The organism is Pseudomonas sp. TWRC1-2 (assembly GCF_049896685.1).
GTDB lineage: Bacteria > Pseudomonadota > Gammaproteobacteria > Pseudomonadales > Pseudomonadaceae > Aquipseudomonas.
Genome location: NZ_JAFCUU010000004.1, coordinates 411,376 through 431,718, shown reverse-complemented (window position 1 = coordinate 431,718; position 20,343 = coordinate 411,376). Strand labels below are relative to the sequence as shown.

The following is a 20,343-nucleotide window of genomic DNA, read 5'->3' as shown; positions in this document are numbered from 1 at the left end:
AGGAGCACCCACCGTGAGCCGTCTGCTATTGAATTGCGACATCGGCGAAAGCTTTGGCAACTGGACCATGGGTCTGGACGCCGAGGTCATGCCGTTCATTGATTGTGCCAACGTGGCGTGTGGCTTTCATGCCGGTGACCCGAGCATCATGCGCAAGACCGTCAGCCTGGCCTTCAAGCACGGCGTGCAAGTGGGGGCGCACCCGGCGTATCAGGACCTGCAAGGTTTCGGTCGCCGCTCCATGGCCTACACACCGCAGGAAATCCAGGACCTGCTGCACTACCAGATCGGCGCCCTCGACGGCATCTGCCGTGCGCAAGGCGGGCGGGTCAGCTACGTCAAACCCCATGGCGCGATGTACAACGACATGATGGCCAACCCTGCGCAATTGCGCGCAGTGATCCAGGCCGTGGCCGCGTATGGCGACCTGCCGCTGATGCTGCTGGCCACCCGCGACAACAGCGCGGCCCAGGCCCTGGGCGATGAGTACGGGGTGACGCTTTGGTTCGAGGCCTTCGCCGACCGTGCCTACGACCACAAAGGGCATCTGGTCTCGCGTCAGTTGCCGGGCGCCGTGCACCATGACTCCGAAACCATCGTGCAGCAGGCCCTGACGATTTCCCGTGGCGACGCCCTGACCGCCAGCGATGGCAGCGCCATGGTGTTGCAGGCCAACACCTTGTGTGTGCACGGCGACAACGCCAGTTCGGTGGCCGCCGTGAAGCGTATCCGCGAGGCGCTGAAGCCAGCATGAAGCCACGCATTGAAGTGGTGGCGATCGACTGCCTGATGGTGCGTCTGTTTGATGTGATTGCCGAAGCCAACATGCCGTGGATGCTCGCTGCCACTCAACGCCTGCGCGAAGGTTTTGGCCCCGCGTTGGTGGACCTGGTGCCGTCCTACACCACGCTGATGGTGCATTACGATCTCACTGCGTTGAGCCCGGCGCAGGCGAGGGAGTTGATCGGCCAGGCGCTGGCCGACCTGCAGCCTCAGGCCCAGGGCAGCGGCCAGTGTCACGTGTTGCCAGTGTGGTACGACCTGAGTGTCGGCCCGGAACTGAGCTTGCTCAGCCAGCGCAGCGGTCTGTCGGTTGAGGACGTGATCCGCCGCCACAGCGCCCATGAATACCAGGTGTTCGCCCTCGGCTTTGCCCCCGGTTTTGCGTTTATGGGGTTGGTGGACGAAATCCTCGCGACGCCGCGCCTGAATACCCCGCGAAAGCGCGTGGCGGCTGGCAGCGTCGGCATTGCCGAGCGGCAAACCGCCGCGTACCCGGTGGTCTCGCCCGGTGGGTGGAACCTGATCGGTCGCACCCCGGCCAAGCTGTTCGACCGCGAACGCGACGGTTACAGCCTGATGCAGCCCGGCGATACGGTGCGTTTCGAGGCGGTCGGTCACGCCGAATTTATCAACCTGGGTGGCGATGACACGCCGTTGGAGGCGCAGGCATGAGCCGCTTGTTGATCGAGGCCAGCACGCCGCTGTGCCTGTTGCAGGATGCCGGTCGCTTTGGCGTGCGGCACCTGGGCGTGACCCAGGGTGGCGCGCTGGACTGGGTGTCGATGTCCTGGGCCAATTGGCTGCTGGGCAACGCGCTGGATGCGCCGGTGGTGGAAATCACCTTGGGCGGGTTCACCGTGCAGGCCGAGGCGTATTGCTTGCTGGCATTGGCCGGCGCGGATCTGGGCGCGTACATCGATGAGCGTGCGATCAGCCCGGGACGCAGCTTTATCCTGCAAAAGGGTCAGCGTTTGCGCTTTACCCAGCCGTTCAATGGCGCGCGGGCCTACCTGGCGGCGCCAAGCGGCTTTGATGCGCCGCAGGTGCTGGGCAGTTGCGCCACGGTGGTGCGAGAGGAATTGGGCGGGCTTGACGGTTTCGGCAAGGCATTGGTCGAAGGCGGGCGGTTGATGTATTCCGGAACGGGCGGTGCGATGAAGGTGTTGAGTAGCGCGGATTTGCAACCCGCTGCACCACTGGACGTGATTGTCGGCGCACAAATTGGTCAATTCAGCGGCCAGAGTTTGTTCGATGCCTTTAATACCGAATGGGCGCTGGACAGCCGCGCCGACCGCATGGGCATGCGCCTGCTGGGCACGCCGTTGCAGTATCAGGGGCCGTCGTTGATCTCCGAAGGGATTCCGTTGGGGGCCATCCAGGTGCCGCCGGATGGGCAGCCGATTGTGTTGCTCAATGATCGGCAGACCATTGGCGGCTACCCGCGTTTAGGCGCGTTGACGCCCTTGGCGCTGGCGCGGCTGGCGCAGTGTTTGCCGGGGGAGAAGGTGCGCTTGGCGCCGGTGGTGCAGGAGACGGCGCATCGCCAGCATGTGGACTTTTTGCAGCGCTTCAGCGAAGGCTAACAATGTAGGAGGGGGCTTGCCCCCGATAGCGGTCTTTGAGTGCCAGTTGCATTGACTGAGGCGCTGCTATCGGGGGCAAGCCCCCTCCCACATTGGATTTATGGTGCATGTGAGTTACTTGGAGAGAAACCGCATCCCTTCTTCCAGGCCCCGCAGCGTCAGCGGGTACATCTGATCTTCCACCAACTCCCGCACAATCCCCGTCGACGCCGTATACCCCCACGTGTCTTTCGGGTACGGGTTAATCCAGATCAGCTTCTTGTACTTGGCCATGAAGCGCTGCATCCACACGTACCCAGGCTCCTCATTCCAGTGCTCGACGCTGCCGCCGGCCTGGGTGATTTCATACGGCGCCATCGACGCATCGCCGATAAAAATCACTTTGTAATCGGCGCCGTATTTATGCAGCAAGTCCTGGGTGGAGGTGCGTTCGGAGGTGCGCCGCTGGTTGTTCTTCCACACCGACTCGTACACGAAATTATGGAAGTAGAAGTACTCCAGGTGCTTGAACTCGGTCTTGCACGCGGAGAACAGCTCTTCGCAGATCTTCACGTGGGCGTCCATTGAGCCGCCGATGTCGAACAGCAACAGCAGTTTGATGGTGTTGCGCCGCTCCGGGCGCATCTGGATATTCAGCAGCCCGGCATCGCGGGCGGTGTGGTCGATGGTGCCGTCGATGTCCAGCTCTTCGGCCGCACCCTGGCGCGCAAACTTGCGCAGGCGGCGCAGGGCGATCTTGATGTTGCGCGTGCCCAGCTCCACCTGATCGTCGAGGTTCTTGTACTCGCGCTGGTCCCAGACTTTTACCGCCTTGCCCTGGCGCTTGCCGGCGTCACCCACACGGATGCCTTCCGGGTTGTAGCCGCCGGAGCCGAACGGGCTGGTGCCGCCGGTGCCGATCCACTTGTTGCCGCCGGCATGGCGCTCTTTCTGTTCTTCCAGGCGTTTCTTGAATTCTTCGATGAGCTTGTCCAGGCCACCGAGGGACTGGATCTGCGCACGCTCTTCATCGCTCAACGAGCGTTCGAATTCCTTGCGCAGCCACTCTTCGGGAATCAGCGCCTGCAGGTGGTCGTCGAGCTTTTCCAGGCCGTTGAAATAGGCACCGAACGCGCGGTCGAACTTGTCGAAATGCCGTTCGTCCTTGACCAGAATCGCCCTGGCCAAGTAGTAAAACTCGTCCATGTCGGCGAAGACCACACGCTGTTTCAGCGCATTGATCAGGTCGAGCAGCTCGCGCACCGACACCGGCACCTTGGCGGCACGCATCTCATTGAACAGGTTGAGCAACATTATCGATTACCGCGACGGCTCATGAAGGCCAGACGTTCCAGCAACTGCACGTCTTGCTCGTTTTTCACCAGGGCACCGGCCAACGGCGGGATGGCTTTGGTGGGGTCGCGTTCGCGCAACACGGCTTCGCCGATGTTGTCGGCCATCAGCAGCTTGAGCCAGTCGACCAGTTCGGAGGTGGACGGCTTTTTCTTCAGGCCTGGCACCTTGCGCACGTCGAAGAACACGTCCAGCGCTTCGCTGACCAGGTCTTTCTTGATGTCGGGGTAGTGCACATCGACGATCTTTTGCAGGGTGGAGCGGTCGGGAAAGGCAATGTAATGGAAGAAGCAGCGGCGCAGGAACGCGTCCGGCAGCTCTTTCTCGTTGTTGGAGGTAATGATGATGATCGGGCGTTTCTTGGCCTTGATGGTCTCGTCAATTTCGTAGACGTAGAACTCCATCTTGTCGAGTTCTTGCAGCAGGTCGTTGGGGAACTCGATGTCGGCCTTGTCGATTTCATCGATCAGCAGAATCACCCGCTCCTCGGACTCGAAGGCTTCCCAGAGCTTGCCCTTCTTCAGGTAGTTGCGCACATCGTGGACCTTGTCCACGCCCAGTTGCGAGTCGCGCAGGCGGCTGACCGCGTCGTACTCGTAGAGGCCCTGATGTGCCTTGGTGGTGGATTTGATGTGCCAGGTGATCAGCTTGGCGCCAAAGGATTCGGCCAGTTGCTCGGCAAGCATAGTCTTGCCGGTGCCGGGCTCGCCCTTGACCAGCAACGGCCGTTCCAGGGTGATGGCGGCGTTGACGGCCAGTTTCAGGTCATCGGTAGCCACATAGGCCTGGGTGCCTTCGAACTTCATCGGTCATTCCTCGAATTCATCAATGCCCGGACTATACCGCGCGGCCCCGGCGACTGTGAACGCAGACGGGTTATTCAGTCTCTGAATGGCCGGTCACACGCGACCCTTGGCGGCTTTCTCCAACGCGTACGCCCGCGCGTCCGCTTTGTCCCTGAGCTTGCTGCCGCCCCACAGGGCCAGCGCAGCCAAAACCAGTGTGCCGATGCCGGCGAGGATCATCATGCCGGCGAGAGGGCCGCCGTGCATGGCGAACCCCACTATTTTCACGAAGCCTGAATAGGCCAAGAGGTAGCCAAGAATTGTCAGTATCCAGCCTGTGATGCGCATGCTCAGTGTCCTTACTCGTTGTTGTCATTGATCCGTCGGCACGCTAACCGATAGCCCGTTTCCCGGCAGGGCGTAGGACTCAGTTTGCACTGGGCTTGGGTTGTTCATACCGGGCATTGAATGCCTGGATAAAACCATTACGCAAAATCGCCAAAAATGCCGAGAACGCGCTGATATTTTGCTGGTGCACGCTGCCGCTGAGTTCCACGCGGGTGGCAAACTGGTTTTTGTTCTGGTTCTTTAATACGGTCTCGCTGGCGCCGACCACGGCTTCCCAGATCGAGCGGAAGATATTCTTGTCCTTGTTTTCGACATCCTGTTTCCAGTCGAACACCTCTACGTCACGCAGCAGCGGCTTGATATAACCGCTCAGTTGGCCTTTTTCGGCCTGGGCTTCGACCACCACATCGCCCGTGCCGGCCTTGAAGTCGAACTTGCCGTACGCCGACGCGAAGTCATTCAGGCGTTTGAGTTGAATATCTTTGGCGCGAAAGCGGAATTCGAAGTCTTCGAAGTTGCTCAGCGGGTCGAAAGCAGCGGTGGCTTCCAGTGGTGCCTGGCCGAGCAATTGCGCCTTGCCTTCAAAGGTGGCGTCCCGCTTGCCTTTGATGTCCACCACATTGGTCAGGTTGTAGAAGCTGGCGTTGACCTGGGTGGCGTAGATATTCACCGCGGGCTTGGAATTGAAGTTGTGGAAGGCAATCTTGCCGTCCTGAATGCGGACTTCGTTAAGGGTGATCGGCAACAATTTGCCCAACTGTTCACGCCAGTCGGTGCCTTTACCGGTCTGCGATGCCTGTTGGTTGCCACCGTCGACGAAGTTCAGCTCGGGCTGGAAGAACTGCACCTCGGCCACCACCGCATGGTCGTACCACAACGAATGCCAGCTCACCGACACGTCGATCACCGGCGCTTTGACGAACGGAACCGGCACTTTGCCGTCGACTTTGACGATCTGCAGGCCGTTGATTTTATAGGCCCCGCGCCACAGCGCCACGTCCACATCCGTGACCTGGCCGCGGTAGTCACCCATGTCCGCGAGCTTGTCGTTCAGGTAGTTGCGCACCAGATAGGGCAGGGCGAGGTCCAGGGCAATCAGTACTACCACCAGTATGGCGACGATCCATAGCAGCCCACTGTAGCGACGTTTCATGTGCAGGTTCTCCAACGTTATAGGCGATGGACCGCGCGCACCGGCGCAACGTTCCTCTGACTGGACGCCCACCAGCCCGAGGCATACCCTTGTGGCCTTGTTGAAATTGCCTTAAGGACCCGTCATGAGCCGTATCTTTGCAGACAACGCGCACTCCATCGGTAACACGCCCCTGGTGCAGATCAACCGCATCGCTCCACGTGGCGTGACCATCCTGGCCAAGATCGAGGGGCGTAACCCGGGTTATTCGGTGAAGTGCCGCATTGGCGCGAACATGGTCTGGGACGCCGAAAGCACCGGCAAACTCAAGCCGGGCATGACCATTGTAGAACCGACTTCCGGCAACACCGGCATCGGCCTGGCATTTGTCGCCGCCGCCCGTGGCTATAAGCTGCTGCTGACCATGCCGGCGTCGATGAGCATCGAGCGGCGTAAAGTGCTCAAGGCGCTTGGCGCCGAGCTGGTGTTGACCGAGCCGGCCAAAGGCATGAAAGGCGCGATCGACAAGGCTGGCGAGATCGTCGCCAGCGACCCGGCCACCTACTTCATGCCGGCGCAGTTCGAAAACCCGGCCAACCCGGCGATCCACGAAAAAACCACCGGCCCGGAAATCTGGAACGACACCGATGGTGCCGTGGACGTGCTGGTGGCGGGCGTCGGCACCGGCGGCACCATCACTGGCGTGTCGCGTTATATCAAGAACACGGCGGGCAAGCCGATTCTGTCGGTGGCGGTCGAGCCGATCGTTTCGCCGGTGATCACCCAGGCGTTGGCCGGTGAAGAGATCAAGCCGAGCCCGCACAAGATCCAGGGCATCGGCGCCGGGTTTGTGCCGAAAAACCTCGATCTGTCGATGGTGGACCGCGTAGAGCTGGTGACCGACGAGGAATCCAAGGCCATGGCGCTGCGCCTGATGCAGGAAGAGGGGATTTTGTGCGGTATTTCCTGTGGCGCCGCAATGGCCGTGGCCGTGCGTCTGGCCGAGAAACCGGAAATGCAGGGCAAGACCATCGTGGTGATCCTGCCCGACTCCGGTGAGCGCTACCTGTCGAGCATGTTGTTCAGCGATTTGTTCACCGACCAGGAAACCCAGGCCTGATCGGTTCTCGGTGGCAAGAAGGCTTGTTGTGGCTTGCAGGCTGTCGTGGCGAGCGGGCTTGTTGTGGCGAGCGGGCTTGCCCCGCGTTGGGCTGCGAAGCAGCCCCCAAAACCTGACGCCGCGGTTTATCAGTTGCACCGCGGCGTCTGAAGTGGGAGCGCTGCGCGCTCCAACGCGGGGCAAGCCCGCTCGCCACAACAAGCCTTCTCGCCACAACCAGCCCGCTCGCCACGACAGCCTGCAAGCCACAACCAGCCCGCAGGCCACGACAACCCCGCCAGCCACAAGGCCCCCAGGGTGTTGATTTATGTCAGCCGGTCGGCCTGGGCCTTCTGCATAATGGCCCAAGTGTTTATCATGGCCGGCTGCTACGTCTGGTTTCCCGTCGACGGGAGGCTGTTGGCCAGGCGCTTATTTCCAGGAGTTGCTGCATGACCTTTTCTTTGGCCGCCAAACTGTCGGTGTTGCTGTTGTTTATCGGCAGCACGCTGTATGTGCACCTGCGTGGCAAGGCGCGTTTGCCGATGTTGCGTCAGTTCGTCAACCATTCGGCGCTGTTCGCACCCTATAACGCCCTGATGTACCTGTTCTCGGCCGTGCCGTCCAAACCGTACTTGGACCGCAGCAAGTTCCCGGAGTTGGATGTGCTCAAGGACAATTGGGAAGTGATCCGCGAAGAGGCCATGCACCTGTTCGACGAGGGTTACATCCGCGCCGCCGAAAAGAACAACGACGCCGGTTTCGGTTCGTTCTTCAAGAAGGGCTGGAAGCGTTTCTACCTCAAGTGGTACGACAAACCGCTGCCATCGGCCGAGGCGCTGTGCCCGAAAACCGTGGCCCTGGTCAGCAGCATCCCCAACGTCAAGGGCGCGATGTTCGCGCTGTTGCCGGGCGGCAGTCACCTCAACCCGCACCGCGACCCGTTTGCCGGTTCGCTGCGCTATCACCTCGGGTTGTCCACGCCAAACTCCGACGATTGCCGCATCTTCGTCGATGGTCAGGTCTATGCCTGGCGCGACGGTGAGGACGTGATGTTCGACGAAACCTACGTGCATTGGGTGAAGAACGAAACCGACCAGACCCGCGTGATCCTGTTCTGCGACATCGAACGCCCGCTGAGCAATCGCCTCATGACCCGCGTCAACCGCTGGGTCAGCATGCAGTTGGGCCGCGCAACCGCGCCGCAGAATCTGGATGATGAACGTGTTGGCGGGATCAACCAGGCGTATGCCTGGAGCAAGACCTTCAGCGACAAGTTCAGCGGCGTGGTCAAGCAATGGAAACGCAAGCACCCCAAGGCCTACCGCATTGCGCGGCCGGTGCTGGCGGTGGTGGTGCTGGTGCTGCTGTGGAAGTGGTTGTTCAGCTGATTTGAAAGGTTAAACACAGGTTGATATGTGGGAGGGGGCTTGCCCCCGATAGCGGTGTGTCAGGTTGAGTACCTATACCTGATCCACCGCCATCGGGGGCAAGCCCCCTCCCACATTGGTTTTGCAGTGTTGCTTAAGAGGCGATCAACTGGCGCAGCACATAGTGCAAGATGCCGCCCGCCTTGAAGTATTCCACTTCATTGAGGGTGTCGATCCGGCACAGCACCTCGACCTTCTCGCTGCTGCCATCCTCGCGCGTAATCACCAACGTCAGGTTCATGCGCGGCTCAATCTCGGCATGGGTCAGCCCAAGAATGTCGATCTTCTCCTTGCCGGTGAGTTTGAGCGCCTTGCGGTTCTGATCCAGCTTGAACTGCAACGGCAGCACGCCCATGCCCACCAGGTTGGAACGGTGAATCCGCTCGAAGCTCTCGGCGATCACCGCCTTGACTCCCAGCAGGTTGGTGCCCTTGGCTGCCCAGTCGCGGCTGGAGCCGGTGCCGTATTCCTGGCCGGCGATCACCACCAGCGGTGTGCCCGACGCCTGGTATTTCATGGCCGCATCGTAGATCGGCATCTTCTCGCCGGTGGGGATGTACAGCGTGTTGCCGCCTTCTTCGCCGCCGAGCATTTCGTTGCGGATACGGATATTGGCAAACGTGCCGCGCATCATTACTTCATGGTTGCCCCGGCGTGAGCCGTAGGAGTTGAAGTCACGCGGTTCCACGCCCTGCTCGCGCAGGTAGCGCCCGGCGGGGCTGTCGGCCTTGATGTTGCCAGCAGGGGAGATGTGGTCGGTGGTTACCGAATCGCCCAGCAAGGCCAGTACATTGGCGCCTTTGACGTCCTCGATGACCGGCAGTGGCCCGGCGATGTCGTCGAAGAACGGTGGGTGCTGGATGTACGTAGAGTCTTTCTGCCATACGTAAGTCGCCGCTTGCGGCACTTCAATCGCTTGCCACTGCTCATCGCCGGCAAACACCTCGGCATATTCCTTGTGGAACATGCCGGTGCTGACTTGGGCCACGGCGTCGGCGATTTCCTGGCTGCTTGGCCAGATGTCTTTCAGGTACACCGGCTGGCCGTCTTTGCCTTCGCCCAGCGGCTCGCGGCTGATGTCGATGCGCACCGTGCCGGCCAACGCATAGGCGACCACCAGGGGCGGCGAGGCCAGCCAGTTGGTTTTCACCAGGGGGTGTACGCGGCCCTCGAAGTTACGGTTGCCGGACAGCACCGAGGCGACGGCGAGGTCGGCTTTCTGGATAGCTTTCTCGATCGGTTCAGGCAATGGCCCCGAGTTACCGATGCACGTGGTGCAGCCGTAACCCACAAGGTCGAAGCCCAGTTGGTCAAGGTATTGGGTGAGGCCCGCTGCCTTGTAATAGTCGGTGACCACTTTGGAGCCAGGCGCCAGCGAGGTTTTTACCCAGGGTTTGCTGGTCAGGCCTTTTTCCACGGCTTTTTTTGCCACCAGGCCTGCGGCCATCATCACGCTGGGGTTGGACGTGTTGGTGCACGAGGTAATCGCGGCAATCACCACGGCGCCGTTTTTCAGGCGATAGGTGTGGCCGTCGTACTCATAGTCGGTTTCGCCCACCAAGTCGGCGTTGCCCACGGCGACACCGCCGCCGCCTTCGCTTTCCAGGCGGCCTTCTTCTTTGCTGGTTGGTTTGAATTGCAGGTCGAGGAAATCGCTGAAGGCCTGGCCCACATTCGGCAGCGACACACGGTCCTGCGGGCGTTTCGGCCCGGCGAGGCTGGCTTTGACGCTGCCCATGTCCAGCGCCAGGGTGTCGGTGAACACCGGCTCCTGGCCGGCGTTGCGCCACAGGCCCTGGGCCTTGGTGTAGGCCTCCACCAGCTTGACGGTTTCGGCAGGGCGGCCGGACAGGCGCAGGTAGTCCAGCGTCACTTCATCCACCGGGAAAAAGCCGCACGTGGCGCCGTATTCCGGCGCCATGTTGGCAATAGTGGCGCGGTCGGCCAGCGGCAGGTCGGCCAAGCCGTCGCCGTAGAACTCGACGAACTTACCCACCACGCCTTTTTTACGCAGCATCTGGGTCACGGTCAGCACCAGGTCGGTGGCGGTGATGCCTTCCTTGAGTTTGCCGGTGAGCTTGAAGCCGATCACTTCCGGAATCAGCATCGACACCGGCTGGCCGAGCATCGCCGCTTCTGCTTCGATGCCGCCCACGCCCCAGCCGAGTACGCCCAGGCCGTTGATCATGGTGGTGTGCGAGTCGGTGCCTACCAGCGTGTCCGGGAAGGCGTAAGTGCGGCCGTCTTCGTCCTTGGTCCACACGGTGCGGCCCAGGTATTCAAGGTTGACCTGGTGGCAGATGCCGGTGCCCGGTGGCACCACGCTGAAGTTGTCAAAGGCGCTTTGGCCCCAACGCAGGAAGGCGTAGCGTTCGCCGTTGCGCTGCATTTCGATGTCGACGTTTTGCTCAAACGCGCTGGTACTGCCGAATTTGTCGACCATCACAGAGTGGTCGATGACCAGGTCCACGGGGGAGAGCGGGTTGATGCGCTGCGGGTCGCCACCGGCCTTGGCCACGGCGGCGCGCATGGCGGCCAGGTCGACCACGGCGGGCACGCCGGTAAAGTCTTGCATCAGCACGCGGGCCGGGCGGTATTGGATTTCGCGGTCGGACTGGCGCTCTTTGAGCCAGGCGGCGATGGCCTTGAGGTCGGTGCCGGTGACGGTTTTGCCGTCTTCCCAGCGCAGCAGGTTTTCCAGCAGAACCTTGAGGGACATCGGCAGCTTATCCAGGTCACCCAGGCTCTTGGCGGCTTCGGGCAAGCTGAAGTAGTGGTAAGTCTTGTCGTCGATTTGCAGGGTTTTAAGGGTTCTCAGGCTATCAAGGGATGACATTACATGACTCCTTATGGTCCGCACGGCTACGGACCTGACGGGACGAACAGAGCTTTCAACTTAGCCCTGTTTTCATTAGCAGGCTAATAACTGGACTCTATCGTTAAGTCCAAGGTTCCGAACTCGGCTATCATGCGCGCGTTTTCATGACAGGTAGTGCGATAGCGCAATGCCGGTTGATTCACCAGGAGAGTTGATGAACACCCTTTTTATGCACTGCCGGCCGGGTTTTGAAGGCGAAGTCTGTTCCGAGATCGCGGAACACGCCGCGCGCCTAAACGTTTCCGGCTATGCCAAGACCAAGACCGGCAGCGCCTGCGCCGAATTTGTCTGCACCGTCGAGGACGGCGCCCAGCGCCTGATGCACGGCCAGCGCTTTGCCGAGCTGATCTTCCCGAGGCAGTGGGCGCGCGGGGTGTTCATCGACCTGCCGGAAACCGACCGTATCAGCGTGATCCTCGCGCACCTGCAAGGCTTCCCGGTGTGCGGCAGCCTGTGGCTGGAGATGGTCGACACCAACGACGGCAAGGAACTGTCGAACTTCTGCAAGAAATTCGAAGTGCACCTGCGCAAAGCCTTGTTGAATGCCGGCAAGCTGGTCGATGAACCGAGCAAGCCGCGCCTGCTGCTGACCTTCAAGAGCGGCCGCGAAGTGTTCATGGGCCTGGCCGAGTCGAACAACTCGGCGATGTGGCCGATGGGCATCCCGCGCCTCAAGTTCCCGCGTGAGGCGCCCAGCCGCTCCACCCTGAAGCTGGAAGAGGCCTGGCACCACTTTATCCCCCGCGACCAGTGGGATGAGCGCCTGCACAGCGACATGACCGGCGTCGACCTCGGCGCAGCGCCTGGCGGCTGGACCTGGCAATTGGTCAACCGTGGCATGTTGGTTACGGCCATCGACAACGGCCCAATGGCCGAAAGCCTGATGGACACCGGCCTGGTTCAGCACCTGATGGCCGACGGCTTTACCTTTGTGCCCAAGCAGCCGGTGGACTGGATGGTCTGCGATATCGTCGAGAAGCCGGCGCGTAACGCGGCCCTGCTGGAAACCTGGATTGGCGAAGGCTATTGCCGTGAGGCGGTGGTGAACCTGAAATTGCCGATGAAGCAGCGTTACGCCGAGGTGAAGCGTTTGCTGGAACGCATTGAAGACGGCTTCAAGGCGCGTGGTATTCGTGTTGAGATCGGCTGCAAGCAGCTGTACCACGACCGTGAGGAAGTGACCTGCCACTTGCGTCGGCTGGTGGATGTGAAGAAGCAGAAGTCCCGCTGACACCTTGAGGTAACCACAAGACCAATGTGGGAGCGGGCTTGCTCGCGAAAGCGGTATAACAGTCGAAATTTATGTTGAATGTGCCCGCGTCTTCGCGAGCAAGCCCGCTCCCACCTGTTGAGCGGCGCCCGTTTCAGGAGTGATGTATGAATCAGCCCCTCGATTTGCCGGCAGACGCCGTGCTCGACGCCACCGGCCTCAACTGCCCCGAGCCGGTGATGATGTTGCACCAGCACATCCGCGACTTGCCGCCCGGCGGCTTGCTCAAGGTGATCGCGACCGACCCGTCGACCCGCCGCGATATTCCCAAGTTCTGCGTGTTCCTTGACCACGAACTGGTGGATCAGCAGGAACAGGCCGGTACGTACTTGTACTGGATTCGCAAGAAGGCCGATTAAACCAGGCGAATCCGCCGGCGCGCGCTGCGTGTCAGGCGGATCACCAGCATCGCCGCGGCGCAGCTCAAGCCCACGATCAGTCCCTGCCACAGGCCGCTGGGGCCACTGGCGGCGCCCAGCCAATCGGTCAGCCCCAGCGCGTAACCCACCGGCAGCCCCACGCCCCAATACGCGAACAAGGTCAGCACCATGGTCACCCGTGTGTCCTGATAACCCCGCAGCGCGCCGGCGGCCGTGACCTGGATCGCGTCCGAAAACTGGAACAGCGCCGCAAACACGATCAGCATCGACGCCACGTGGATCACCGACGGGTCAGGCGTATAGATCGTGGCAATCTGCTCGCGAAACAGCAGCATCAGGCTGCAGGACAGGCACGCGTAGGTCAGTGCCGTGCCCATGCCGACCCCAGCGGCAAAACGCGCTTCACGCGGCTCACCACGGCCAAGGGCCTGGCCGACACGCACGGTAACGGCCATGCTCAGCGAGTAAGGGATCATGAACACCAGCGAACTGAAGTTCAGCGCGATCTGGTGCCCGGCCACTACGCTGGCGCCCAGGCTGCCGATCAGCAGGGCGATCACCGCAAAGATGCTCGATTCGGCAAACACCGCAATGCCAATCGGCAGGCCGATGCTCAGCACACGCTTGATCACCGACCATTTTGGCCAGTCGAAACGTTTGAACAACTCGCTGCTCTGATAGGCCGGTGCCCAGCGGGTCCAGGCGGCCAGCCCGAGCATCATCACCCACATCACGATTGCCGTGGCCCAGCCGCAACCCACGCCGCCCATGGCCGGCACGCCGAAGTGGCCATAAATGAACACGTAGTTCAGCGGAATATTCAGCGCCAGCCCGCACAGGCCCATGACCATGCTCGGCCGCGTGCGACCCAGGCCGTCGCTGAAGCAGCGCAGCACGTAATACAGGGCGATGGCCGGCATGCCGGAGGCGATGCCGTGCAAGTAGGCCATGCACGGTTTGATCAGCTCGGGGTCGACATTCATCGCATGCAGGATCGGCTCGGCGCTGACCAGCATCAGCAGCGCGGTGAGCCCGACCACCACGGCCAGCCACAACGATTGACGCACCAGCGGGCCGATCTCGGAGTAGTGGCCGGCACCGAAGCGCTGGGCGACCTTGGGCGTGGTGGCCAGCAAAGTGCCGGTCATCAGCAGATACACCGGAATCCAGATCGAGTTGCCCAGGGCCACGGCTGCCAGGTCTCGCGGGCTCACGCGCCCGGCCATCACCGCGTCGACGAAGCCCATGGCGGTGGTCGCGAGTTGGCCGATCATGATCGGCAGGGCCAGGGTCAGCAGGCTGCGCACCTCGCGGCTGACGCGGGCGGGGCGGGAGAGGGCGGTGGTGGCAGTGTTCACGTGCGAGTGTCCAGTAAAAGTGTTGCAAAGGACGGCGCAGTCTACGCGCTGACGCACCGGTCAGGAAAAAACCTGTGTTAGCGATTTGTAAGCAATCCCAGAGCCGGCACATAACCCCTGTGGGAGTCGGGCTTGCCCGCGATAGCATCAGCTCGATGCAGCGGTTGGGCCGAGGTGTCTGCATCGCAGGCAAGCCAGCTCCCACACCAGTCTGGCTCCCACATAAGCACTGCCCACCTGGCATCTGCGGTGTTACGCAAGTCGCATCCCTGTACACTGCTGGTCCGCGAAAGGAGCCTGCCATGCTGATTGTTGCCGACGAAAATATCCCGCTGCTCGATGCATTCTTCGAAGGGTTTGGCGAGATTCGCCGGGTGCCCGGCCGGTCCATCGACCGCGCCACGGTCGAGCAGGCCGACGTGCTGCTGGTGCGCTCGGTGACCAACGTCAACCGCGCGTTGCTGGAAGGCACACAGGTACGGTTTGTCGGCACCTGCACCATCGGCACCGACCATCTGGACCTCGATTACTTCAAGCAGGCCGGCATCACTTGGTCCAGCGCGCCGGGCTGCAATGCGCGTGGCGTGGTGGACTATGTGCTGGGCAGCCTGCAGACCCTGGCCGAAATCGAAGGCGTCGACCTCAATCAGCGCACCTATGGCGTTGTCGGTGCCGGTGAAGTCGGCGGGCGGCTGGTCAAGGTGCTCAAGGGCCTGGGCTGGAACGTGCTGGTGTGCGACCCGCCGCGTCAGATCGCTGAAGACGGCGATTACGTCAGCCTCGAACAGATCATCCAGCAGTGCGACGTCATCAGTCTGCACACACCACTGAGCAAATCCGGCAACGGCTCCACCTGGCATTTGTTTGACCGCGAGCGCCTCAACCGCCTCAAGCCTGGCGCCTGGCTGATCAACGCCAGCCGTGGCCCGGTGGTGGATAACGCGGCCCTGCGCGAAGTGTTGCTGGAGCGTGAGGACCTGCAAGCGGTGTTGGACGTGTGGGAAGGCGAGCCCGAAGTGGATGTCGATTTGGCTGACCTGTGTGTGCTGGCAACCCCACATATCGCCGGTTACAGCCTCGACGGCAAGCAGCGCGGCACTGCACAGATTTATCAGGCGTTCTGCGCCCATCTGGGCCAGGCGCCGAGCATCCAGCTAAGTGATCTGCTGCCGCAGCCGTGGCTGGCCGAGGTGCACTTGAACGCTTCGACCGACCCGGCCTGGGCGTTGGCGACCTTGTGCCGCAGCGTGTACGACCCGCGCCGTGATGACGCGGATTTGCGCCGTAGCCTCGTAGGCTCTGTGGACGAACAGCGCAAGGCGTTCGACCTGCTGCGCAAGCATTACCCGCAGCGCCGTGAGATTGACGGCTTGAAGGTGCGAATCAATGGCGACTCTGCCGCGCTGTCGGCGATCGTCACCGCCCTTGGCGCCGAACTGCTCTGACGCGCGGCATAAAAAACCCGGCCACAGGGGCCGGGTTTGAAAGAGCTCGGGCGTATCAGCCTTGCTGCGCAGGCTTGACCAGGCGCTGTTCCAGTTCGCGGCACGCTTGCTGGATCATCTCTTCGGTAATCTGCACTTCGCGGCCTTGAGCGTCGATCACGGAGCAAGGCAGATGCTGCGGTTGGCGGATCACTTCAATCTTGGCATCGCTGCTGTTTTGCAAGGTCATGGCCTGTCTCCTCATCAGGTTGTGTACCTACTGTGTTTCTTACATTAAGCCCCCCGCGTGACCAAGCTATTACAACTCCTTACAAAGTCACCGGTTCGAACAACCAGTCCACCAGAAAGCGATACAAATTTCCAGCGGGGGGTTAGACCGATAACCTCTAGGGATCAGCATCGGCGGGCATAATTAAGCTGACTCATTGTTATTTACTCAAGTTCCCCCAATGTTGTGGTGTAGATACTTATCTCCCCTGCGCAGGTGATGCCCTCCATGTTCTCAGTCCGTCAACGCCGTGCGATCCGCTTGGCCAGCCGCTTTATCGCGCCCTACCGTTGGCAGGCGCTGGGTGCCTTGCTGGCGCTGATCGTCACGGCAGGCATCACCTTGTCCATGGGGCAGGGCATTCGCCTGCTGGTCGACCAGGGCTTCATGACGCAGTCGCCGCACCTGCTCAACCAGTCCATCGGTCTGTTCATGATTCTGGTGCTGGGCCTGGCCGTGGGTACGTTTGCGCGGTTTTACCTGGTGTCGTGGATCGGTGAACGGGTGGTGGCGGATATTCGCCGGCAGGTGTTCAACCATTTGATCTACCTGCACCCCGGCTTTTACGAAAACAATCGCAGCTCGGAAATCCAGTCGCGGTTGACCACCGACACCACCTTGCTGCAATCGGTGATCGGCTCCTCGCTGTCGCTGTTCCTGCGCAATGCCCTGATGGTCATCGGCGGCATCGTGCTGCTGTTTGTCACCAACCCCAAGCTCACCAGTATCGTGGTGATCGCGCTGCCACTGGTGCTGGCGCCGATCCTGATTTTCGGCCGGCGTGTGCGCAGCCTCTCGCGCCTGAGCCAGGACCGCATTGCTGACGTCGGCAGTTATGTGTCCGAGACCCTCGGCCAGATCAAGACCGTGCAGGCCTACAACCATCAGGTCCAGGACGAGCAGCGTTTTGCCGTTACCGTGGAAGAGGCCTTTGCCACCGCGCGCAAACGTATCGTGCAACGCGCCTGGCTGATTACGCTGGTGATCATGCTGGTGCTCGGCGCCGTTGGCGTGATGCTGTGGGTCGGCGGGATGGACGTGATTGGCGGCCGTATTTCCGGCGGTGAGCTGGCCGCGTTCGTGTTTTACAGCCTGATCGTGGGCAGTGCGGTCGGCACCTTGAGCGAAGTGCTTGGCGAACTGCAACGCGCCGCCGGTGCTGCCGAGCGGATTGGCGAGTTGTTGCAGTCGATCAACGAAATCCAGGCCCCCGCTGATGGCACCGTACAGTTACCGGAGCGCGTCAGCGGCCGCATGGAACTGCAAGACTTGCGCTTTTCCTACCCGTCGCGCCCGGACAGCTACGCCATCGACGGTTTGAGCCTGACCATCCATCCCGGCGAAACCCTGGCACTGGTCGGCCCATCCGGCGCCGGTAAGTCCACGATCTTCGACCTGCTGCTGCGTTTCTATGACCCCCAGCACGGCCGCATCCTGCTCGAAGGCCACGCGCTGACCGCGCTCGACCCGATGGACCTGCGCCGCCACTTCGCATTGGTGTCGCAAAGCCCGGCGCTGTTTTTCGGCAGCGTCGAAGAAAACATCCGCTACGGCAACCCGTGCGCCACCACCGCGCAGGTCGAGGCCGCGGCGCGCATCGCCCATGCCCACGACTTCATCCTGCAAATGCCCCAGGGCTATCAGACCCACCTTGGCGACGGCGGCATGGGCCTCTCCGGCGGCCAGCGCCAACGCCTGGCCATCGCCCGTGCGTTGTTGGTGGACGCGCCGATCCTGCTGCTGGACGAAGCCACCAGCGCACTGGATGCCCAGAGCGAGCATTTGATTCAGCAGGCGTTGCCGCAACTGATGCAGGGCCGCACCACCTTGGTGATTGCGCATCGGTTGGCAACGGTGAAAAACGCCGACCGCATTGCAGTGATGGACCAGGGCAAGCTGGTGGCAGTGGGCACGCATCAGCAGCTGATCGCGAGCAATCCGCTGTATGCGCGGTTGGCGGCGTTGCAGTTCAATGAGGGTGATGAGGTCGCGAAAAGCGAGGGCTAGCCGGGCTGCATTGCGCTGTTCCTGTGGCGAGCGGGCTTGTTGTGGCGAGCGGGCTTGCCCCGCGTTGGGCTGCGTAGCAGCCCCAAAACCTGTGTACTCGGTTTGAGCGGTTATACCGAGGCGCCTGAATGGGAGCGCTTCGCACTCCAGCGCAGGGCAAGCCTGCTCGCCACATCAAGCTTGCTCACCACAACGGGCCTGCTGGCTACATTTACCCTGCTGGCCACACCAAGCCCCTGCACCAGTAAACCCGCCACAGGCTCTTTGTCAGTCAGCCTTACTGATCATCAAAATACCGCTCATGCCAATCCACCAGCGGCTGCGGTGAGTTGAGTTTTTGCCCGTAGATCACCGAATAAGACAGCACGTTCTGCACGTACTGGCGGGTTTCGTCGAACGGGATGCTTTCCACCCACACATCAAAACTCAGGTGATCAGCACCACGCAGCCATTGGCGTACGCGCCCTGGGCCGGCGTTGTAGGCGGCGGAGGCAAGCACGCGGTTGCCGTTGAACTGGCTGTGCACCTGGCTCAGGTAGGCGGCGCCAAGCTGGATGTTTTTGTCCGGGTCCAGCACCTGGGCCGGGGAGGCCAGCGGGATGCTGAACTTGCGCGCGGTTTCCTTGGCGGTGCCGGGCATCAGTTGCATCAGGCCGCTGGCGCCGACGCCGGAGCGTGCGTCGTCCATAAAGGCACTTTCCTGGCGGGTGATGGCAAACACCCAGCTGGAATGCAGGCCACGCACCTTGGCTTCGCGCACCAGGGTGTCACGGTGGGCCATCGGGAAGCGGATATCCAGGTCATCCCAGTACTGGGCCTGGCTGATGGTGCGGATCGCCGGGAAGTACCACTTCATGTCGTAGGCCAGCTTGGCCTGGGCGACCATTTCATCGCGGTTGAAGTGGCGGCTCACGTGGTACCACTCGCGGCGGCCATCGACAATCTGGCCACGTGCATAGAACTCCAGCGCGCGGCGTACACCGGGCGTGTTACGGACCTTGTTGACCAGCGCCTGGCTCATCACCAGCGGCTTGTTTTTCAGCTGATACGGCGCTTTGGAGCGGTCGGCGGCGAGGAAACCGTAGAAATCCCGTTCCTGCGCGAGGTTTTTGTAGAGCACCAGCGGCTGCGGGTTTTTCGGCTCGGCCAGCTCCAGGCTGCGCGCTTGCCAGTAACGCCAGCGGTTGGTGGTCGCCAGGTCTTGTGGGAGTTTGCGGGTCAACTGGTAGGCATCTTCCCAGCGTGCCAGACGCAGCAGCAGGCGCAGGCGCCATTCGGAGACGGTGTTATCACGCAGCTCCGGGTCGTATTTGGTCATCACGTCCAGCGCGCGCGGGTCGTAGCGGCGTGCCAGGGTCAAGCCGATTTCGCGGGCGATCGACACTTTTTCGTCACGGGAGAAGTGCATGCTGCTGGCGTAGCCGTCGAGCAGCGCCATGGCCTTGTCCGGGTCCTGGCGTGCCAGGCGGCGCAGGCCCAGGCCGACGGCGTCAGACATGGCCTCGTTGGCCGGCAGGAAGCGCGACGGGTCGCTGAGCATGTCCGGCTTTTGCGCCACGTCGACCATCAGTCGGCCTTGGGCGCCGAGGGTCGGCAGGGTTTTCACCAGGCTGTTGGCCAGCGCGTAGTTGCGGGCTTCGGCGGCAAGCTTGGCGCGGTCCCAGATTTTCTGTTCAGTGAGTTGGCCATCGGCGGCCCACTGGCCGAACGTGGCATCACACGCGGCGGGTTGGGATTTGCCGGTCAGCCAGAGTTTTTCGGTGGTCTTGTAGCCTTCGGCTTTCAAGTTATGGGTGAGCTGGTACTGACCATGCAGGCAGTCCAGTTCGACGAAATTGAGTTTGGCGTCGTAGTACTTTTCAAACGTCTGCCAGTCGCCACGATCGGCCAGCCAGCGCAACCAGCGCAGCTTCATCCAGTTGGCCTGGGGCAGGTCGCCGTTTTTTGCGAGAAACTGTTCGATTTCCTCGTTGCTCGCGGTTTTCAGGCGCGCGGTCAGCTCGTCATAGGCCAGGTACGGCGTGAGCGGGTAGTCGGCCAGGGCCTGGCTGTATTGCATGTACGACCCGCTGTCGCCTTTGGCGAGGGCGCGTTTGGCTTCATCGTAATATTGACGTTGGGTGGTGAGGTCCACGGCCTGGGCGGATTGAACGGCGGTGGCGGAAAGAAGCAGACAAGATAAAAAGTTGAAAAGGCGACTGCGCATGAGACGTCCGTGCAGAGAAATCACGACTAGCACCGGCAC

Annotated in this window: 17 protein-coding genes; 9 read left to right on the top strand and 8 right to left on the bottom strand. The window is 61.6% G+C overall.

Going from position 1 to position 20,343, the window contains the following annotated elements; translation table 11 throughout:
• Positions 1 to 13 precede the first annotated feature (13 nt).
• Genes ACP7B3_RS14545 through ACP7B3_RS14535 form a run of 3 tightly spaced genes read left to right on the top strand, consistent with a single transcriptional unit; the run spans position 14 to position 2,366 of the window.
• The gene (locus ACP7B3_RS14545) at positions 14 to 754 is read left to right on the top strand and encodes a 5-oxoprolinase subunit PxpA (RefSeq protein ID WP_426179336.1); all 741 of its coding nucleotides are present in this window, start codon (positions 14 to 16) and stop codon (positions 752 to 754) included.
• Positions 751 to 1,455 (top strand): 5-oxoprolinase subunit PxpB, encoded by a 705-nt coding sequence (pxpB, locus tag ACP7B3_RS14540; RefSeq protein ID WP_416364169.1) that lies wholly within the window; start codon positions 751 to 753, stop codon positions 1,453 to 1,455. The genes ACP7B3_RS14545 and pxpB overlap by 4 nt, the downstream gene beginning before the upstream one ends.
• On the top strand, positions 1,452 to 2,366 hold the full coding sequence (locus ACP7B3_RS14535) for a biotin-dependent carboxyltransferase family protein (protein WP_242193973.1): 915 nt from the start codon (positions 1,452 to 1,454) through the stop codon (positions 2,364 to 2,366). Before pxpB ends, ACP7B3_RS14535 begins: the two co-directional genes overlap by 4 nt.
• 114 nt (positions 2,367 to 2,480) lie before the next feature.
• Here the strand turns inward: ACP7B3_RS14535 and ACP7B3_RS14530 are convergent, their stop codons facing one another.
• The 4 genes from ACP7B3_RS14530 to ACP7B3_RS14515 form a co-directional block, all read right to left on the bottom strand.
• Positions 2,481 to 3,659, bottom strand: a complete 1,179-nt coding sequence (locus ACP7B3_RS14530) for a vWA domain-containing protein (protein WP_017137401.1) — start codon at positions 3,657 to 3,659, stop codon at positions 2,481 to 2,483.
• Positions 3,659 to 4,504: an AAA family ATPase gene (locus ACP7B3_RS14525; RefSeq protein ID WP_058411046.1), complete on the bottom strand. Its 846-nt coding sequence runs from the start codon at positions 4,502 to 4,504 to the stop codon at positions 3,659 to 3,661. Before ACP7B3_RS14525 ends, ACP7B3_RS14530 begins: the two co-directional genes overlap by 1 nt.
• A 93-nt stretch (positions 4,505 to 4,597) precedes the next feature.
• Positions 4,598 to 4,831 (bottom strand): hypothetical protein, encoded by a 234-nt coding sequence (locus ACP7B3_RS14520; protein ID WP_262206382.1) that lies wholly within the window; start codon positions 4,829 to 4,831, stop codon positions 4,598 to 4,600.
• 79 nt (positions 4,832 to 4,910) lie between these two features.
• Complete coding sequence (locus ACP7B3_RS14515; RefSeq protein ID WP_145163014.1) at positions 4,911 to 5,984, bottom strand: DUF748 domain-containing protein; 1,074 nt, start codon at positions 5,982 to 5,984, stop codon at positions 4,911 to 4,913.
• Positions 5,985 to 6,108: 124 nt separating this feature from the next.
• On the opposite strand from ACP7B3_RS14515, the gene cysK reads away from it, so the two are divergent.
• Complete coding sequence (gene cysK / locus ACP7B3_RS14510) at positions 6,109 to 7,083, top strand: cysteine synthase A (RefSeq protein ID WP_426179332.1); 975 nt, start codon at positions 6,109 to 6,111, stop codon at positions 7,081 to 7,083.
• A gap of 431 nt (positions 7,084 to 7,514) precedes the next feature.
• On the top strand, positions 7,515 to 8,453 hold the full coding sequence (locus ACP7B3_RS14505) for an aspartyl/asparaginyl beta-hydroxylase domain-containing protein (protein WP_145163021.1): 939 nt from the start codon (positions 7,515 to 7,517) through the stop codon (positions 8,451 to 8,453).
• Positions 8,454 to 8,586: 133 nt separating this feature from the next.
• Here ACP7B3_RS14505 and acnA read toward each other — a convergent pair whose 3' ends face one another.
• Complete coding sequence (gene acnA, locus ACP7B3_RS14500) at positions 8,587 to 11,328, bottom strand: aconitate hydratase AcnA (protein WP_426179329.1); 2,742 nt, start codon at positions 11,326 to 11,328, stop codon at positions 8,587 to 8,589.
• Positions 11,329 to 11,524: 196 nt separating this feature from the next.
• On the opposite strand from acnA, the gene rlmM reads away from it, so the two are divergent.
• Both rlmM and tusA read left to right on the top strand, forming a co-directional pair.
• Positions 11,525 to 12,601: a 23S rRNA (cytidine(2498)-2'-O)-methyltransferase RlmM gene (gene rlmM / locus ACP7B3_RS14495; protein ID WP_369300631.1), complete on the top strand. Its 1,077-nt coding sequence runs from the start codon at positions 11,525 to 11,527 to the stop codon at positions 12,599 to 12,601.
• A 146-nt stretch (positions 12,602 to 12,747) separates the two neighbouring features.
• Entirely contained in the window at positions 12,748 to 12,999 is a 252-nt protein-coding gene (tusA, locus tag ACP7B3_RS14490; RefSeq protein WP_145163027.1) for a sulfurtransferase TusA, read from the top strand.
• On the opposite strand, the gene ACP7B3_RS14485 is transcribed toward tusA, so the two are convergent.
• A complete protein-coding gene (locus tag ACP7B3_RS14485; RefSeq protein ID WP_145163029.1) occupies positions 12,996 to 14,378 on the bottom strand; it encodes an MATE family efflux transporter in 1,383 nt (460 codons plus the stop codon). The genes tusA and ACP7B3_RS14485 overlap by 4 nt on opposite strands.
• 302 nt (positions 14,379 to 14,680) lie before the next feature.
• Here ACP7B3_RS14485 and pdxB point away from each other — a divergent pair, with 302 nt between their 5' ends.
• Positions 14,681 to 15,823, top strand: a complete 1,143-nt coding sequence (gene pdxB, locus ACP7B3_RS14480; RefSeq protein ID WP_426179326.1) for a 4-phosphoerythronate dehydrogenase PdxB — start codon at positions 14,681 to 14,683, stop codon at positions 15,821 to 15,823.
• Between the two features lie 55 nt (positions 15,824 to 15,878).
• Here the strand turns inward: pdxB and ACP7B3_RS14475 are convergent, their stop codons facing one another.
• Positions 15,879 to 16,052 (bottom strand): PA1571 family protein, encoded by a 174-nt coding sequence (locus tag ACP7B3_RS14475; protein ID WP_027604248.1) that lies wholly within the window; start codon positions 16,050 to 16,052, stop codon positions 15,879 to 15,881.
• 258 nt (positions 16,053 to 16,310) lie between these two features.
• Between ACP7B3_RS14475 and ACP7B3_RS14470 the strand changes: the two genes are divergently transcribed.
• Positions 16,311 to 18,098 (top strand): ABC transporter transmembrane domain-containing protein, encoded by a 1,788-nt coding sequence (locus tag ACP7B3_RS14470; RefSeq protein WP_426179324.1) that lies wholly within the window; start codon positions 16,311 to 16,313, stop codon positions 18,096 to 18,098.
• A gap of 277 nt (positions 18,099 to 18,375) precedes the next feature.
• Here the strand turns inward: ACP7B3_RS14470 and ACP7B3_RS14465 are convergent, their stop codons facing one another.
• Positions 18,376 to 20,304: a transglycosylase SLT domain-containing protein gene (locus ACP7B3_RS14465; RefSeq protein WP_426179322.1), complete on the bottom strand. Its 1,929-nt coding sequence runs from the start codon at positions 20,302 to 20,304 to the stop codon at positions 18,376 to 18,378.
• Between the last annotated feature and the right edge of the window lie 39 nt (positions 20,305 to 20,343).

Excerpts from the sequence above, each read along its gene's own strand:
- acnA (WP_426179329.1), bottom strand. The coding sequence starts at position 11,328 with ATGTCATCCCTTGATAGCCTGAGAACCCTTAAAACCCTGCAAATCGAC.
- ACP7B3_RS14525 (WP_058411046.1), bottom strand. The coding sequence starts at position 4,504 with ATGAAGTTCGAAGGCACCCAGGCCTATGTGGCTACCGATGACCTGAAA.
- ACP7B3_RS14505 (WP_145163021.1), top strand. The coding sequence starts at position 7,515 with ATGACCTTTTCTTTGGCCGCCAAACTGTCGGTGTTGCTGTTGTTTATC.
- rlmM (WP_369300631.1), top strand. The coding sequence starts at position 11,525 with ATGAACACCCTTTTTATGCACTGCCGGCCGGGTTTTGAAGGCGAAGTC.
- ACP7B3_RS14475 (WP_027604248.1), bottom strand. The coding sequence starts at position 16,052 with ATGACCTTGCAAAACAGCAGCGATGCCAAGATTGAAGTGATCCGCCAA.
- pdxB (WP_426179326.1), top strand. The coding sequence starts at position 14,681 with ATGCTGATTGTTGCCGACGAAAATATCCCGCTGCTCGATGCATTCTTC.
- cysK (WP_426179332.1), top strand. The coding sequence starts at position 6,109 with ATGAGCCGTATCTTTGCAGACAACGCGCACTCCATCGGTAACACGCCC.
- ACP7B3_RS14535 (WP_242193973.1), top strand. The coding sequence starts at position 1,452 with ATGAGCCGCTTGTTGATCGAGGCCAGCACGCCGCTGTGCCTGTTGCAG.
- pxpB (WP_416364169.1), top strand. The coding sequence starts at position 751 with ATGAAGCCACGCATTGAAGTGGTGGCGATCGACTGCCTGATGGTGCGT.
- ACP7B3_RS14520 (WP_262206382.1), bottom strand. The coding sequence starts at position 4,831 with ATGCGCATCACAGGCTGGATACTGACAATTCTTGGCTACCTCTTGGCC.
- ACP7B3_RS14465 (WP_426179322.1), bottom strand. The coding sequence starts at position 20,304 with ATGCGCAGTCGCCTTTTCAACTTTTTATCTTGTCTGCTTCTTTCCGCC.
- ACP7B3_RS14515 (WP_145163014.1), bottom strand. The coding sequence starts at position 5,984 with ATGAAACGTCGCTACAGTGGGCTGCTATGGATCGTCGCCATACTGGTG.
- ACP7B3_RS14530 (WP_017137401.1), bottom strand. The coding sequence starts at position 3,659 with ATGTTGCTCAACCTGTTCAATGAGATGCGTGCCGCCAAGGTGCCGGTG.
- ACP7B3_RS14470 (WP_426179324.1), top strand. The coding sequence starts at position 16,311 with ATGCCCTCCATGTTCTCAGTCCGTCAACGCCGTGCGATCCGCTTGGCC.
- tusA (WP_145163027.1), top strand. The coding sequence starts at position 12,748 with ATGAATCAGCCCCTCGATTTGCCGGCAGACGCCGTGCTCGACGCCACC.